This is a genomic window from Zobellella denitrificans, from assembly GCF_002407485.1.
Classification (GTDB): Bacteria; Pseudomonadota; Gammaproteobacteria; order Enterobacterales; family Aeromonadaceae; genus Oceanimonas; species Oceanimonas denitrificans.
On the sequence record NZ_CP012621.1, the window covers coordinates 2,412,880 to 2,426,125 of the forward strand.

At 64.8% G+C, this 13,246-nt stretch carries 12 protein-coding genes and 1 riboswitch; of the genes, 3 read left to right on the top strand and 9 right to left on the bottom strand.

The features are described from left to right. Positions 1 to 189 precede the first annotated feature (189 nt). Both argA and lysC read left to right on the top strand, forming a co-directional pair. The gene (gene argA / locus AN401_RS11405) at positions 190 to 1,518 is read left to right on the top strand and encodes an amino-acid N-acetyltransferase (RefSeq protein WP_096779437.1); all 1,329 of its coding nucleotides are present in this window, start codon (positions 190 to 192) and stop codon (positions 1,516 to 1,518) included. A gap of 67 nt (positions 1,519 to 1,585) precedes the next feature. Next, positions 1,586 to 1,757: riboswitch (Lysine riboswitch) on the top strand. 66 nt (positions 1,758 to 1,823) lie between these two features. Further along, on the top strand, positions 1,824 to 3,161 hold the full coding sequence (gene lysC / locus AN401_RS11410; protein WP_094040241.1) for a lysine-sensitive aspartokinase 3: 1,338 nt from the start codon (positions 1,824 to 1,826) through the stop codon (positions 3,159 to 3,161). Between the two features lie 556 nt (positions 3,162 to 3,717). Here lysC and AN401_RS11415 read toward each other — a convergent pair. The 4 genes from AN401_RS11415 to ald are packed head-to-tail and all read right to left on the bottom strand — an operon-like array spanning position 3,718 to position 7,580. After that, positions 3,718 to 5,001 (bottom strand): MgtC/SapB family protein, encoded by a 1,284-nt coding sequence (locus tag AN401_RS11415; protein WP_094040240.1) that lies wholly within the window; start codon positions 4,999 to 5,001, stop codon positions 3,718 to 3,720. A gap of 22 nt (positions 5,002 to 5,023) precedes the next feature. Continuing rightward, positions 5,024 to 5,710: a glutathione S-transferase family protein gene (locus AN401_RS11420; protein ID WP_094040239.1), complete on the bottom strand. Its 687-nt coding sequence runs from the start codon at positions 5,708 to 5,710 to the stop codon at positions 5,024 to 5,026. A gap of 11 nt (positions 5,711 to 5,721) precedes the next feature. Then, positions 5,722 to 6,447: a glutamine amidotransferase-related protein gene (locus AN401_RS11425; protein ID WP_096779438.1), complete on the bottom strand. Its 726-nt coding sequence runs from the start codon at positions 6,445 to 6,447 to the stop codon at positions 5,722 to 5,724. Between the two features lie 11 nt (positions 6,448 to 6,458). Continuing rightward, a complete protein-coding gene (gene ald / locus AN401_RS11430) occupies positions 6,459 to 7,580 on the bottom strand; it encodes an alanine dehydrogenase (RefSeq protein ID WP_096779439.1) in 1,122 nt (373 codons plus the stop codon). Positions 7,581 to 7,724: 144 nt separating this feature from the next. Between ald and AN401_RS11435 the strand changes: the two genes are divergently transcribed. Continuing rightward, positions 7,725 to 8,267, top strand: a complete 543-nt coding sequence (locus AN401_RS11435) for a cupin domain-containing protein (RefSeq protein WP_094040703.1) — start codon at positions 7,725 to 7,727, stop codon at positions 8,265 to 8,267. Between the two features lie 340 nt (positions 8,268 to 8,607). Here AN401_RS11435 and AN401_RS11440 read toward each other — a convergent pair whose 3' ends face one another. The 5 genes from AN401_RS11440 to AN401_RS11460 all read right to left on the bottom strand — a co-directional run bounded on the left by AN401_RS11440 (position 8,608) and on the right by AN401_RS11460 (position 13,236). Continuing rightward, entirely contained in the window at positions 8,608 to 9,147 is a 540-nt protein-coding gene (locus tag AN401_RS11440; protein ID WP_094040702.1) for a cupin domain-containing protein, read from the bottom strand. A 10-nt stretch (positions 9,148 to 9,157) separates the two neighbouring features. Beyond that, positions 9,158 to 10,006: a putrescine ABC transporter permease PotI gene (gene potI, locus AN401_RS11445; RefSeq protein ID WP_094040701.1), complete on the bottom strand. Its 849-nt coding sequence runs from the start codon at positions 10,004 to 10,006 to the stop codon at positions 9,158 to 9,160. 2 nt (positions 10,007 to 10,008) lie between these two features. Then, positions 10,009 to 10,902 (bottom strand): putrescine ABC transporter permease PotH, encoded by an 894-nt coding sequence (gene potH / locus AN401_RS11450; RefSeq protein ID WP_096779440.1) that lies wholly within the window; start codon positions 10,900 to 10,902, stop codon positions 10,009 to 10,011. A gap of 10 nt (positions 10,903 to 10,912) precedes the next feature. Then, the gene (gene potG, locus AN401_RS11455) at positions 10,913 to 12,034 is read right to left on the bottom strand and encodes a putrescine ABC transporter ATP-binding subunit PotG (RefSeq protein ID WP_094040699.1); all 1,122 of its coding nucleotides are present in this window, start codon (positions 12,032 to 12,034) and stop codon (positions 10,913 to 10,915) included. Between the two features lie 89 nt (positions 12,035 to 12,123). Beyond that, a complete protein-coding gene (locus tag AN401_RS11460; protein WP_094040698.1) occupies positions 12,124 to 13,236 on the bottom strand; it encodes an extracellular solute-binding protein in 1,113 nt (370 codons plus the stop codon). Between the last annotated feature and the right edge of the window lie 10 nt (positions 13,237 to 13,246).

The window sequence follows — 13,246 nt, forward strand, 5'->3', positions numbered from 1 at the left end:
GTTGAAGTTGCACGCAGTATCCACGTTTTCACCCTTGTCGGCGTTGATAAAAATCAAGCTCGCCACCGCTTGCCGCCACCATCGCCGGCAGCGGGAGAACCGTTAAAATGTAAATATTTAATCTTGTTTTTTGCATTACTTTTCACGATCATTGATCCCTGTTTTCTTCCGTTTTTTAAAGGACAACCCGTGCGCGATAATGATGCCGCCCTGGTCAAGGCATTCCGTCAATCCAGCCCCTATGTGAACCTGCACCGGGGCTCCACCTTTGTGGTGATGTTGGGTGGCGAGGCCATAGATCAGGAAAATTTTCCCAATATCATCAGTGATATAGCGCTGCTTACCAGCCTCGGGATCCGGCTGGTCATCGTGTTCGGCGCCCGTCCGCAGATCGATCGGGGCCTGGAAGAAGCCGGCCTGGCAGGGCTCTTTCACAAGCATACCCGGGTCACCGACGAGGCCAGCTTCCGGGTGATCAAGGACGTCTGCGGTGGCCTGCAGATGGACATCATGGCCCGGCTGTCGATGGGGCTTATCAACACCCCCATGCAGAATGCCCGCATCAACGTGGTGACCGGCAATTTCGTTATCGCCCAGCCCCTGGGGGTGGACGACGGCGTGGACTACCAGCACTCGGGCCGGGTACGCCGCATCCACACCGACACCATCCACCACCAGCTGGCCAACGGCGCCACCGTGCTGATCTCTCCCATCGGCTTCTCGGTGACCGGCGAGAGTTTCAACCTCTCTTCCGAGGAGCTGGCCCGGCGGCTGGCCATCGAGCTCAAGGCCGATAAGTTGATCGGCTTCTGCTCCCAGCGCGGGGTGATGAACGAAAGCGGGGTGGCCATCGCCGAACTCTTTCCCGAGCAGGCGGAAGAACATCTGCAGCGGCTGCTGGCGGAGGGCGATACCATGTCCGGCACCGCCCGCTACCTGCGCGCCGCCATCTCCAGCTGCCGGGCCGGGGTGCCGCGCAGCCACCTGGTGAGCTACCGGGAAGACGGCGCCCTTATTCAGGAGCTGTTCACCCGCGACGGCCTGGGCACCCAGATCGTCAGCCAGAGCGCCGAGCAGGCCCGCCAGGCCCGTATCGACGACATCGGCGGCATCCTGGATCTGATCCGCCCGCTGGAGGAAGAAGGCATACTGGTACGCCGCTCCCGAGAGCAACTGGAGATGGAGGTGGATCAGTTCACCATCATCGAGAAGGACGGCGCCATCATCGGCTGCGCCGCCCTCTATCCCTTCCCGGAGGAAGGCATGGCGGAGATGGCCTGTGTGGCCATCCACCCGGATTACCGCCGGGGCAGCCGGGGCGACATGCTGCTGCACAAGGTGGAGGATCAGGCCAAAAAGCGCGGCCTGACCCGGCTGTTTATCCTCACCACCCGTTCCATCCACTGGTTCCGGGAGCGGGGCTTCGAGCCGGTGGACGTCAGCGCCCTGCCCATGGGCAAGCAGAAGCTGTACAACTTCCAACGCCGTTCGAAAATCATGATGAAGGATCTGGTATAAATGGATTTGGCCATTTAATCATTGACAGTGCCCGGCAGAGTCAGTAGTTATATGGCAGCCCGTTTCGGGCAAAAGAAGAGGCGCGTTATTCAGGCAGCCGGCAGGAGGAGCTCCCACTCCCGAGATCGCCGGTCAGGGGAGATAACGCCGAGGTGGTGATGCGGGGCAGCGCATCACCGTCGGCCACGAAGGCTGAATCCTTCGGGTTGTCACCTTGTGGGTGGAGTGCTTCTAAGTGACCTTTCCCGTCTCTGCAGTCGTTCCCCCGTTTTTGTTTTCGCATGCATACCATCAAGGAGCTGCACTTGAGCCAGTTAACCGTTGCCAAATTCGGCGGAACCAGCGTTGCCGACGCCGATGCCATGAGCCGTTGCGCCGCCATTCTCGAGCAAAACCCCAACACCCGCCTGGCGGTACTGAGCGCCAGTTCCGGCGTCACCAACCTGCTGGTGGCCCTGGCCTCGGGAGAGCACCAACCGGACAGCCGCGCCCGGCTGCTGCAACAGTTGACCGGCATCCAGCAGGGCATCCTCGACAGCCTGGGGCAGCCCGAGATGCTGACCCGGCATATCGAGGAGATACTGCACCATATCAAGGAGCTGGCCGACAGCGCCGCCATCAGTCCCACCAAGGCGCTGCACGACGAGATCGTGGCCCAGGGCGAGCTGATGTCCACGCGTTTGTTCGTGGAACTGCTGCGCCAACGGGGCACCCAGGCCATCTGGTTCGACGTGCGCAAGGTGATGCGCACCGATGACCGCTTCAGCCGCGCCGCCCCCGATCTCACCGCCCTGGCCACGGCGGCGGAAGAAGAACTCAAGCCCCTGTGCGATCACCAGTTGGTGGTGACCCAGGGCTTTATCGGCGCCGCCCACGACGGCCGCACCACCACCCTGGGCCGGGGCGGCAGCGACTACTCCGCCGCCCTGCTGGCCGAGGCGCTGAACGCCGCCGCCGTGGAGATCTGGACCGACGTGCCCGGCATCTACACCACGGATCCGCGCCTGGTGAGCGAGGCCCGCGCCATTCCCGAAATCAGCTTCAGCGAAGCCTCTGAAATGGCCACCTTCGGCGCCAAGGTGCTGCATCCCGCCACCCTGCAGCCGGCGGTGCGCCGCCAGATCCCGGTGTTCGTGGGCTCGAGCAAGGCGCCGGAAGCCGGCGGTACCTGGATCCGCAACAGCACCCCCAGCCAGCCCCTGTTCCGCGCCCTGGCCCTGCGCCGCAACCAGGTATTGCTGACCCTGACCAGCCAGAGCATGTTCCAGGCCCACGGCTTTTTGGCCGAGGTGTTCGGCATTCTGGCCAGGCACAAGATTTCGGTGGATCTCATCACCACCTCCGAGATCAGCGTGTCCCTGACCCTGGACGCCGGCGCCGAGCTGCTGACCGAGGAAGTGCAGGCCGAACTCAGCAAGCATTGCCACCTCAAGGTGGAGCACGGCCTGGCGCTGGTGGCGTTGATCGGCAACCGCATGAGCGAAGTCAACGGCACCGGCAGCCGGGTGTTCCAGGCCCTGAGCGACGTCAATATCCGTATGATCTGCTACGGCGCCAGCCCCCACAACCTGTGCTTCCTGGTCGAGGAAGACGTAGCCGGCCAGGTGGTGGCCGATCTGCACCGGGAACTGCTGCCGGCATAAACCGGCTGGAAGCTGGAAGCTGGAAGCTGGAAGCTGGAAGCTGGAAGAAAAAATAGCAAACGGCGCCGTGATGTACGGCGCCGTTTTTTATTGCCGAAGGCCGGCTCATGTCGAGATGGAATACGCCACTCTCCCTGGCCACATGGTACCGCTTCCAGCTTCAGGCTTCCGGCCTGACTTTTGGTCACAAGTCCGGCTGCCTGATTTGATGCAGAGAAGAGGCAGCAGGGCTACCTCCGCCGACACGCCGCAAGTACGTCCATGTAGGCTCGCACCTGCCATCCCTGGCAGGTGACGGTCGGCGGAGGCCATCCCTGTTGCCTCTTTCAATCTCCGACGTCGTCTGAAGATGGTGCCAACAGGCGGCTGCGAGGCGATAGAGAGGGCAAAGGGCGCAGCTCCGCCGGCCCTCCGCGCCAGGGAGGGCGCGGCGGAGCCCCCAGGGAGGGGTTCACGGCGTGCCGGAGGAGCTGTGCGCTTTGGCCGATGTTTTGCTGATCTAAAGTCAACAAAAACTTGTGACTAAAAGTCAGGCTTCCGGCTTCAAGCTGTTGTTTCAGTTCATCCCCCAGGCCAGTCCCAGGCCGGCCAGCAGCGAGGCAGCCATCGCCAGCGCCACCCACCGCCCCAGCACGGCGTCCCCCAGCGCCAGGGCCATGGCCGCCTTCACCAGGTTGTTGACCGACGCCGCCAGCACGATGCCGAGCACGGCGGTACCGTGATCGATGCCGGACAGCGACATCCGCGTCAGCGACAGGGTGATGGCGTCCACATCGGCCACCCCGGAGGCGAACGACAGCAGCAGTATGCCGGTCCGCCCCAACAACTCCTTCAGCCATTCCCCGAGCAGCATGATCACCAGGATAAGGCCGCCGAACAGGAAGGCGGCCTTGAGATCCAGCGGGTTCAGATGCAGGCTCGGCTGGTCCACGTTCGCCTCGGTGCGGTGGCGGCGCCAGATCCAGGCCGCAGGGACATAGAGCAGCAGCGTCATCACCAGCACCGGCAGCCAGAGGTCGGCCAGCAGCGCCGGGTTGATCAGGGCGCAGTACACCAGGATGCGCGGGAACATGGTGCCGCAGGCCAGCAGTACACCGGCCGCCAGCAGGGGGGAAAGCACCGGCGATTCCCGCGACAGGCGGGAGTAGTGCAGGGTCAGGGCGGTGGAAGAACTCAGTCCCGCGAACAGACTGGTGAAGAAAATGCCCTTCTCGGTGCCGCCGACCCGGATGGCGAAATAGCCGAGGAAGGAAATGGAGGCGATCAGCACCACCATCCACCAGATTTCATAAGGGTTGATGGCACCGCCCGGCCCCATGTCCTTGTTGGGCAGCAGCGGCAGCATCACCACGGTGATCAGCAACAGCTTGAGCCCGGCATCCAGCTCGTGCTCCTGCAGCTTCTGCAGCAGGCCATGGATCTCCCGCTTGTTGTCGAGGATAAAGGCGGTGATCACCGCGGCGGTGGCGGCGATGGCCGGGTTGTCGAGCATCGCCAGGGCGCCGAAGCAGAAGGTCAGCACCAGGCCGACGCTGCCGGTAATGCTGTAATCGGACAGCTCCCGGCTGCGGGCCCGGTAGGCCACCAGGGTCAGGGCGAAGACGCCGAGCAGACCGGCCACCGTCAGCCACTGACCGACATGGCCACCGAGCAGGGCCGTGAGGCCGCCGAGCAGGCCGACCAGGGCATGGGTACGGATGCCGGCTACCCGCAGGCCGGCCTGGGTATCCCGGCTTTGCCAGCCGCGCTGAATGCCGATGAGGGTGCCCAGCAGCAGCGCCACCCCCAGCCGCGCCAGGGTCTGGTGCCCGGCCAGCAGGGTTTCCGCCAGCTCATCCATGGGCGGCTCCCGAAACCGGGCCTCAGCCCGGGCCCCGGCGCCTGTCCTCTATCAGGGTGCCGGCCTGCAGGGATTCCTGCTCGTGGCCCGGCTCCCGCCAGGGCTCCGCCAGGGCCGCCGCCAGCCATTCCTGCATCGCCGGCAGCGCCAGGATGCGCTGGGCGTAGTCGGCGGCAGCCGGTGCCAGCGGCAGGCGGTAGTTGATGGCCCGGAACACCACGGGGGCGAAGAAGGCATCCACAGCGCCGAAGGCCTCCCCCGCCAGCCAGGGACCGCCGAAGCGGGCAAGCCCCTGCTGCCACAGCTCGTTCAGGCGCTCGAGATCCTGGCGCAGGGCATCGTCCATCTCGTCAAGGGCAATGTGCAGGCCGCAGTTCATCGGGCATTGGCTGCGCAGGGCGCCGAAGCCCGAGTGCATCTCGGCCGCCGCCGAGCGGGCCCAGGCCCGGGCCTCTTTGGCCTTGGGCCAGACCGCCGGGCAGGACTCGGCCAGGTATTCCACTATGGCCAGGGAGTCCCAGACGGTGACTTCCCCGTCCACCAGGCAGGGTACCTTGCCGGTGGGCGAGAAACGACGGAACTTGCTCCAGTTGGAGCCTTCCCCGAAGGGCACCAGCCGCTCGGTGAAGGGAATGTCCAGCACCCGCATCAAGATCCAGGGCCGCAGCGACCAGGACGAATAGTTCTTGTTGGCGATATAGAGTTCCACTTGCCTGCTCCTTAGTCCAATGGGTGACCGGTTTCGTCCGGTACCTGGGGGCTCTCCCCCCGCAAAAAGGCCAGTATCATGCCCATCACCTCGGCGCCATGGTGGGGCTGTTCGACGGAGTCCATGGCCCGACGGTAGAGATCGTCATCGAACCGGTGCCGGCGCAGCTCTATCAGGAAGCGGGCATAGTCGGGAGTGAACTCCGGATGCCCCTGCACTCCCAGCACCCGCTCGCCCAGGGTAAAGGCCGCATGGGGGCAGAAGGCGGAGCCGGCCAGCAGACGGGCCTGGCTGGGCAGGCGCAGCACCTGATCCTGGTGGCTTACCAGCAGCCGGTAATCGGGGCCGCCCCCGGCCCGCCAGCGATAGCCGTGGTTGCCGATGCCCCAGCCCGCCGGCGCCCGGCCGACCTCGCCGCCGTGCATCAATGCCAGCAACTGGTGGCCGAAGCAGACGCCCGCCACCCGCTCCCCCGCCGCCAGCAGCTCATGCACCCGGGCCTTCAACCGGGCCAGCCAGGGGTAGTCGCCGAAGGCGTCGTGGCGGGCCCCGCTGATCAGCCAGCCGTCCAGCCGGGTCTCCGGCGCCGGCAGTTCTCCGGCCTCGGCATCGAACACCCGCAACCGGGCCGAAGGCATCACCTCACGGATACGGTCGAGAAAGAGATCGGGATAGTCGCCGCCGGTACGGCGAAAATCCGGATCGATATGATCACAAAGCAACAATCCGAGCTGCATAGGGCTCCTCGTCAGATACCCGCCAGTACATCCTCCAGCGGGGTATGGGGCATGCCGTGGGCCTCGGCCACCGCCTGGTAGCAAAGCTTGCCGGCATGCACATTCAGGCCCCGGGCCAGGTGTTCGTCATCCTGCAATGCCCGCCGCCAGCCCTTGTTGGCCAAGGCCTGGATAAAGGGCAGGGTGGCGTTGGTCAGGGCGAAGGTCGAGGTGCGTGCCACGGCGCCGGGCATGTTGGCCACGCAGTAGTGAACGATGCCGTCCACTTCATAGGTAGGCTGGCGGTGGGTGGTGGCCCGGCTGGTCTCGAAACAGCCGCCCTGGTCGATGGCCACGTCCACCAGCACGGCGCCCTTGGGCAGCAGTTTCAGCATGTCGCGGTTCAGCAACTTGGGCGCCGCCGCCCCGGGGATCAGCACGGCGCCGATCACCAGATCTGCCCGGGGCAACTCGGCTTCAATGGCATCCCCGGTGGAATACAGGGTCTTCAGGCCTGGGCCGTAGAGGCCGTCCAGCTCCTTCAGCCGCGGCAGTGACTTGTCGAACAGGGTGACGTCGGCGCCCAGCCCCAGCGCCATGCGGGCGGCATTGATGCCCACCACGCCGCCGCCCAGCACCAGCACCCGCGCCGGTGCCACCCCGGGCACCCCGCCCAGCAGCACCCCGCGGCCGCCCTGGGCCTTTTCCAGGCAATGGGCGCCGGCCTGGATCGCCATGCGTCCGGCCACCTCGCTCATCGGGGCCAAGAGCGGCAGGCCGCCCTGGCGGTCGGTCACGGTTTCATAGGCGATGGCGGTGCAACCGGCATCGAGCAACCCCTGGGTCTGGGGCAGATCCGGTGCCAGGTGCAGGTAGGTGAACAGCACCTGGCCGGGCCTGAGCCGCCGGTATTCCTCGGCCTGGGGCTCCTTGACCTTGACTATCATCTCGGCGCGGGAGAACAGCTCGGCCACGTCCGTTACCAGTTCGGCGCCGGCGGCCCGGTAATCCTCATCCAGCAGGCCGATGGCGGCGCCCGCCCCGCTCTGCACCAGTACCCTGTGGCCGTCCCGCACCAGTTCCTTGACGCCGCCGGGGGTCATGCCCACCCGGTACTCGTGGTTCTTGATTTCCGTCGGTACTCCGATATCCATATCCACCTCTGTGTGTCGGCCGCGTTGTGGGTTAGAATGCGCGCCGGATCAACGGCATCGCCCTGATCTTGTTATAGAATCGATGGCATTATCTTGCTCGCATCCGTTTTGATATTCAATTGGACTCAAGGAGAATTCCCGCAGATGGACATTGGCAATCGTCTGAAAACCGTACGGCAACAGGCCCAATTGTCCCAGCGTGAGCTCGCCAAGCGCTCCGGGGTGACCAACGGCTTTATTTCCCAGGTGGAAAAGAACCAGGTCAGCCCCTCCATCGGCTCCCTGAAACGGCTGCTCGACGGCCTGCCCATGTCGCTGGCGGAATTCTTCGCCGAGGCCGAGGATAACAGCAACCCGGTGGTGTACCGGGCCGAAGAGCAGCCCGAGCTGGGCTCCGGTGACATCAGCTACCGTCTGATCGGCGGCGGCTTTCCCGGCCGCGCCATCGGCCTGCTGCGCGAAACCATGCCGCCGGGGGCCGACACCGGCCCCGAGCTGCTCAGCCACGCCGGCCAGGAATGCGGGGTGGTGCTCCGGGGCCGGTTGCGGCTCACCGTGGGCGGGCAGGAGTTCGAGCTGGGCCCGGGCGACGGCTACTATTTCGACAGCACCCAGCCCCACCGCTTCATCAGCATCGGCGACCAGCCGCTGGAGCTGGTCTCCGCCAATACTCCGCCTTCTTTCTAAGAACCTGTTTACGATCTGGTGTACGCGGCCAAAGAGCACTACTCCGCCGACTCGCCGTAAACCCATCCTTGGGGGCTCGACGGCGCCATCCCTGGCGCCAACGGTCGGCGGAGCAGCACTCTTTGTCCTCTCCAAAGCTCGGTGTCGCCTGTTGGTTAGACCATCAGCCAACAGCGGGGCTTGGAAGAGGTAACAGGGATTACCTCCACCGACCGTCACATGCCAGGGATGGCATGTGCCGAGCGCCACAGGGATGTGCTTGAAGCGTGTCGGTGGAGGTGGCCCTGTTGCCTTTTCGTTGGGTGGTAACAGGCAACCTTTCAAAGACCTTGAACAGGCTCTAGAAGGTCGGCGGCGTGGCCGCCGACACCAGCTCGCACACCTCGGTGCCGATATTGCGAAAACGGTGGGGCTCCCGGGTATCGAAGTAGTAGCCGTCCCCCGCCCGCAGCAGGCAACAGTGCTCGCCCACCGTCACCTCGATTTCGCCCCGCAGCACCAGGCCCGCTTCCTCCGCCTCGTTGCTCAGCATGCCGGGGCCGGTGTCGGCTCCGGGCGGATAGAGTTCCCGCTGCAGTGCCAGCCGGCGCCCGTGCAGGGGGCCCACCAGCCACATCTGCACCTGGCCGCTGCTCATGGGTACCAGCTCGTGACCGCGGAAAAATACCTGACGGCGCGGCGCCTGCTCCAGGCTGAAAAACTCCCCCATGGAGATGGGAAAGCCATCCAGCACCCGTTTCAGGGTGGCTACCGAGGGGTTCACCGCCGCCTGCTCGATTTGCGAGATCAGGCTGTTGTTGACCCCGGCACGCCGGGCCAATTCCCGCTGGGACAGGCCGTGGCGGGTGCGCAGCCACTTCAGTCGTTCCGCCAGCTCCATGATCCCTCCCCTAGCCGCCGGCCCGGACGGCGGCCGCTTCCTGGGCGCGGCGCCGCTCGGCCCGGGCCATCAGCCACCAGCCGATAAAGGTGACCAGGGACACGATCAGGATGATGATGGTCGCCAGGGCGTTGATCTTGGGGCTGACCCCCAGGCGCACGCTGGAGAACACCACCATGGGCAGGGTGGTGGCGTTGGGCCCGGACACGAAGCTGGCGATGACCAGATCGTCGAGGGACAGGGTAAAGGCCAGCAGCCAGCCGGCAATGATGGCCGGCGCGATGATCGGCAGGGTGATCACGAAGAACACCTTGAGCGGCCGGGCCCCCAGATCCATGGCCGCCTCTTCCACCGACTTGTCCAGCTCCCGCAGCCGGGAGCTGACCACCACCGCCACATAGGCGGTGCAGAAGGTGACGTGGGCAATCCAGATGGTGCTCATGCCCCGCTGGGACGGCCAGCCCAGCCAGTCGCCCATGGCCACGAACAGCAGCAGCAGCGACAGGCCGGTGATCACCTCGGGCATCACCAGCGGCGCCGTGATCATAAAGGCGAAGCCACTCTCGCCCTTGAAGCGGCCGATGCGGGTAAGCACGAAGCCCGCCACCGTGCCCAGCACCACGGCGGCGGTGGCGGCAAAGAAGGCGATGGTCAGGCTCAGCCCCACCGCCTGCATCATCATCTGATCCCGCAGCAACTCGCCATACCAGCGGGTGGACCAGCCGGCCCACACCGTGACCAGGCGCGAGCTGTTGAAGGAGTAGATGATCAAGAGCAGCATGGGCAGGTAGAGAAAGCCGAAGCCCAGCAGCAGGATCAGGGGGCGCAGCCGGGAGCGGCTGACGGGAATGCCGTTCATGATCAGCCCTCCAGCTCTTTGCGTTGAATACGGTAGAACCACATGATGGGCACCATCAGCAGCAACAGCATGACGCTGGCCACCGCCGCCGCTATCGGCCAGTCACGGTTGTTGAAGAACTCCTGCCACAGCACCCGGCCGATCAGCAGGGTATCGGGTCCGCCGAGCAGCTCGGGGATGACGAACTCCCCCACCGCCGGGATGAACACCAGCATGGAGCCGGCAATGATGCCGCCCTTGGTGAGCGGGACTATGACGGTGGCCAGCGTCTTCCAGGGCCGCGCCCCCAGATCCGCCGCCGCCTCCACCAGGGAATAGTCGAGCCGCATCAGGGCGGTGTAGAGCGGCAGCACCATAAAGGGCAGGTAGGCGTAGACGATGCCGATATAGACGGCGGTATTGGTGTTGAGGATCTGCAGCGGCGCCTCTATCGCCCCCAGCCAGAGCAGCAGGTTGTTGAGAAAGCCGTTGTTGCTGAGGATGCCCATCCAGGCGTAAACCCGGATCAGGAAGGAGGTCCAGGACGGCAGTATCACCAGCATCAGCAGCACGTTGCGGGTGGAGGGCCGGGAATGCACGATGGCCCAGGCCAGGGGAAAGCCGATCAGCAGGCACAGCAAGGTGGAAATGGTCGCCACCCGCAGCGACTGCAGATAGGACTGGAGATAGAGGCTGTCGGTCAGCAGGAACAGGTAGTTGCCGAAGTTGAGCACGATTTGCAGCTGCTCGTTGGCGAATTTCACCACCTCGCCGTAGGGCGGAATGGCCAGGGCCGCCTCGGACAGGCTGATCTTGAACACGATAAGAAAAGGGATCAGGAAAAACAGCAGCAGCCAGGTGTAGGGCAGCGCTATCACCAGGTTGCGGCCCAGCCTCAGGCGGGAACGAGCGTTCATCTTCACCTCCCTAGATCAGCAAGACGGCACAGCTGTCCGCCTCCCAGCGCAGATACACCCGGTCGCCCCAGGTGGGGTTGCCCTTGCGGTGCCGATCCACGTTGGGCAGGGTGGCCAGGATGCGCTTGCCCGATGCCAGGCGCACATGGTAGATGGACAGCCCCCCCAGGTAGGCGATCTCGTCCACCACGCCGCACAGCCAGTTGCTGTCCCCGCCCGGCGCCTCGGCACAGAGGTGCATCTTCTCCGGGCGCACCGCTATCATCAGCGGCAGCCCTTCGGCGATGGACAGGCCGTGGTTGACCCGCAGCGGTTGCTCCAGTTGCGGACTGCGAATGAGGGCGCTGTCGGTTTCGTTGTGCTCCAGCACCCCCTCGAACACATTGACCGAGCCGATAAACTCGGCGCTGTAACGGCAGTTGGGGTATTCGTAGACGTCGAGCGGGTCCCCCACCTGCACCAGCCGCCCCTTGTTCATGATGGCGATGCGGCCGGCCATGGTCATGGCCTCTTCCTGGTCGTGGGTCACCATGACGCAGGTGACCCCCACCTGCTCGATGATGTTGACCAGCTCCAGCTGCATCTCTTCCCTGAGCTTCTTGTCGAGCGCGCCCATGGGCTCGTCCAGCAGCAGCAGCTTGGGCCGCTTGGCCAGGCTGCGCGCCAGGGCCACCCTCTGGCGCTGGCCGCCGGAGAGCTGGTGGGGCTTGCGCCGGGCGAAGTCTTCCATGTGCACCAGTTTGAGCATGTTGGCCACCCGCTCGGCGATCTCCGCCCTGGGCAGCCGGTCCTGCTTGAGGCCGAAGGCGATATTGGCTTCCACTGTCATATGGGGAAAGAGGGCGTAGGACTGGAACATCATGTTGATGGGCCTGTCATATGGCGGCACCTCGGCGATGTCGACCCCTTCGAGCAGGATCTCGCCCTTGCTCGGCTGTTCGAAGCCGGCCAGCATGCGCAGCAGGGTGGACTTGCCGCAGCCGGAGGCCCCGAGCAGGGCGAAGATCTCCCCCCGCCGGATCTGCAGGCTGACGTCGTCCACCGCCGGCTGGCCGTCGAACAGCTTGCTGACGTTGCGGATCTCCAGAAAAGGCCGGACCTCGGCCTGCTCTTCCTTACCGTTTTCCGGCATTATCACCTCCTTGAGAACATCCTTGAATGCCGACGGAGCCTTTCCCGTTGTCCTCTGCCCGGGTCCAGCTCCGTTCCGGGTTCAGTCGCTTAGCGTCCGGTCTTGACCCGGGTCCAGGCGCGGGTGATGGCCCGGTTCACGCTCTGGGGCAGTATCTTGGCGGTATAGAGCTTGGCCGCCGCTTCCTCGGTGGGGTAGATACCGGTGTCGTTCAGGATCTCCTCATCCACGAACTCCCTGGAGGCGCTGTTGGCGTTGGCGTAGGCCACATAGTTGGACACCCCGGCGATCACTTCCGGCTTCATCAGGTAATCGATGAGCTTGTGGGCGTTATCCGGGTGACGGGCATCCCTGGGGATGGTCAGCATGTCGAACCACATCAGGGCGCCTTCCTTGGGAATGCTGTAGGCCACCTCGACCCCGCGCCCGGCTTCTTCCGCCCGGTCCCGCGCCTGCAGGATATCGCCGGACCAGCCCACCGCCACGCAGACGTCGCCGTTGGCCAGGTCGTTGATGTATTTGGAGGAGTGGAAGTAAGTGATGTGGGGCCGCAGGCTCAGCATCAGTTCGGCGGCCGGGCCGGTGTAGTCGTCGGCGTTGGTGCTGTTGGGATCCAGCCCCTGGTAGTTGAGGGCGGCGGCGAACACCTCGGTGGGGGCGTCGAGGAAGGCCACCCCGCACTGGCTGAGTTTTGCCAGGTTCTCGGGCTTCATCACCAGATCCCAGGAGTCCACCGGGGCCTCCTCGCCCAGCGCCGCCTTCACCTTCTCCACGTTGTAACCGATGCCGGTGGTGCCCCACAGGTAGGGCACGCCGAACCTGTTGCCCGGATCCTTTTCTTCCAGCAGCGCCATGATCTGGGGATCCAGGTTGCCATAGTTGGTCAGCTTGGACTTGTCCAGCTCCATAAAGGCGCCGGCCTGGATCTGCCGGCCCATAAAGTCGCCGGTGGGCACCACCAGGTCGAAGCCGGTGTTGCCCGCCAGCAGCTTGGCCTCCAGCACCTCGTTGGAGTCGAACACATCGTAGGTCACCTGGATGCCGGTCTCGGCGGTGAAGTTGGCCAGGGTGTCTTCCGCGATATAGTCGGACCAGTTGTAGAAGTTGACCTGGGGAGGCTCCTGGGCCTGGGCGCCCAGCGCCAGCCCCACGCCCGTGGCCAGCAGCCCCAGTCGAAAACCGTATCCTGTTTTTTGTGTCATGGTGTTCTCC

Coding starts and splice junctions, on each gene's coding strand:
- AN401_RS11425 (WP_096779438.1), bottom strand. CDS start 6,447: ATGCAGCTCGGATTGTTGCTTTGTGATCATATCGATCCGGATTTTCGC.
- potI (WP_094040701.1), bottom strand. CDS start 10,006: ATGAACGGCATTCCCGTCAGCCGCTCCCGGCTGCGCCCCCTGATCCTG.
- AN401_RS11440 (WP_094040702.1), bottom strand. CDS start 9,147: ATGGAGCTGGCGGAACGACTGAAGTGGCTGCGCACCCGCCACGGCCTG.
- AN401_RS11435 (WP_094040703.1), top strand. CDS start 7,725: ATGGACATTGGCAATCGTCTGAAAACCGTACGGCAACAGGCCCAATTG.
- AN401_RS11415 (WP_094040240.1), bottom strand. CDS start 5,001: ATGGATGAGCTGGCGGAAACCCTGCTGGCCGGGCACCAGACCCTGGCG.
- potH (WP_096779440.1), bottom strand. CDS start 10,902: ATGAACGCTCGTTCCCGCCTGAGGCTGGGCCGCAACCTGGTGATAGCG.
- ald (WP_096779439.1), bottom strand. CDS start 7,580: ATGGATATCGGAGTACCGACGGAAATCAAGAACCACGAGTACCGGGTG.
- AN401_RS11460 (WP_094040698.1), bottom strand. CDS start 13,236: ATGACACAAAAAACAGGATACGGTTTTCGACTGGGGCTGCTGGCCACG.
- potG (WP_094040699.1), bottom strand. CDS start 12,034: ATGCCGGAAAACGGTAAGGAAGAGCAGGCCGAGGTCCGGCCTTTTCTG.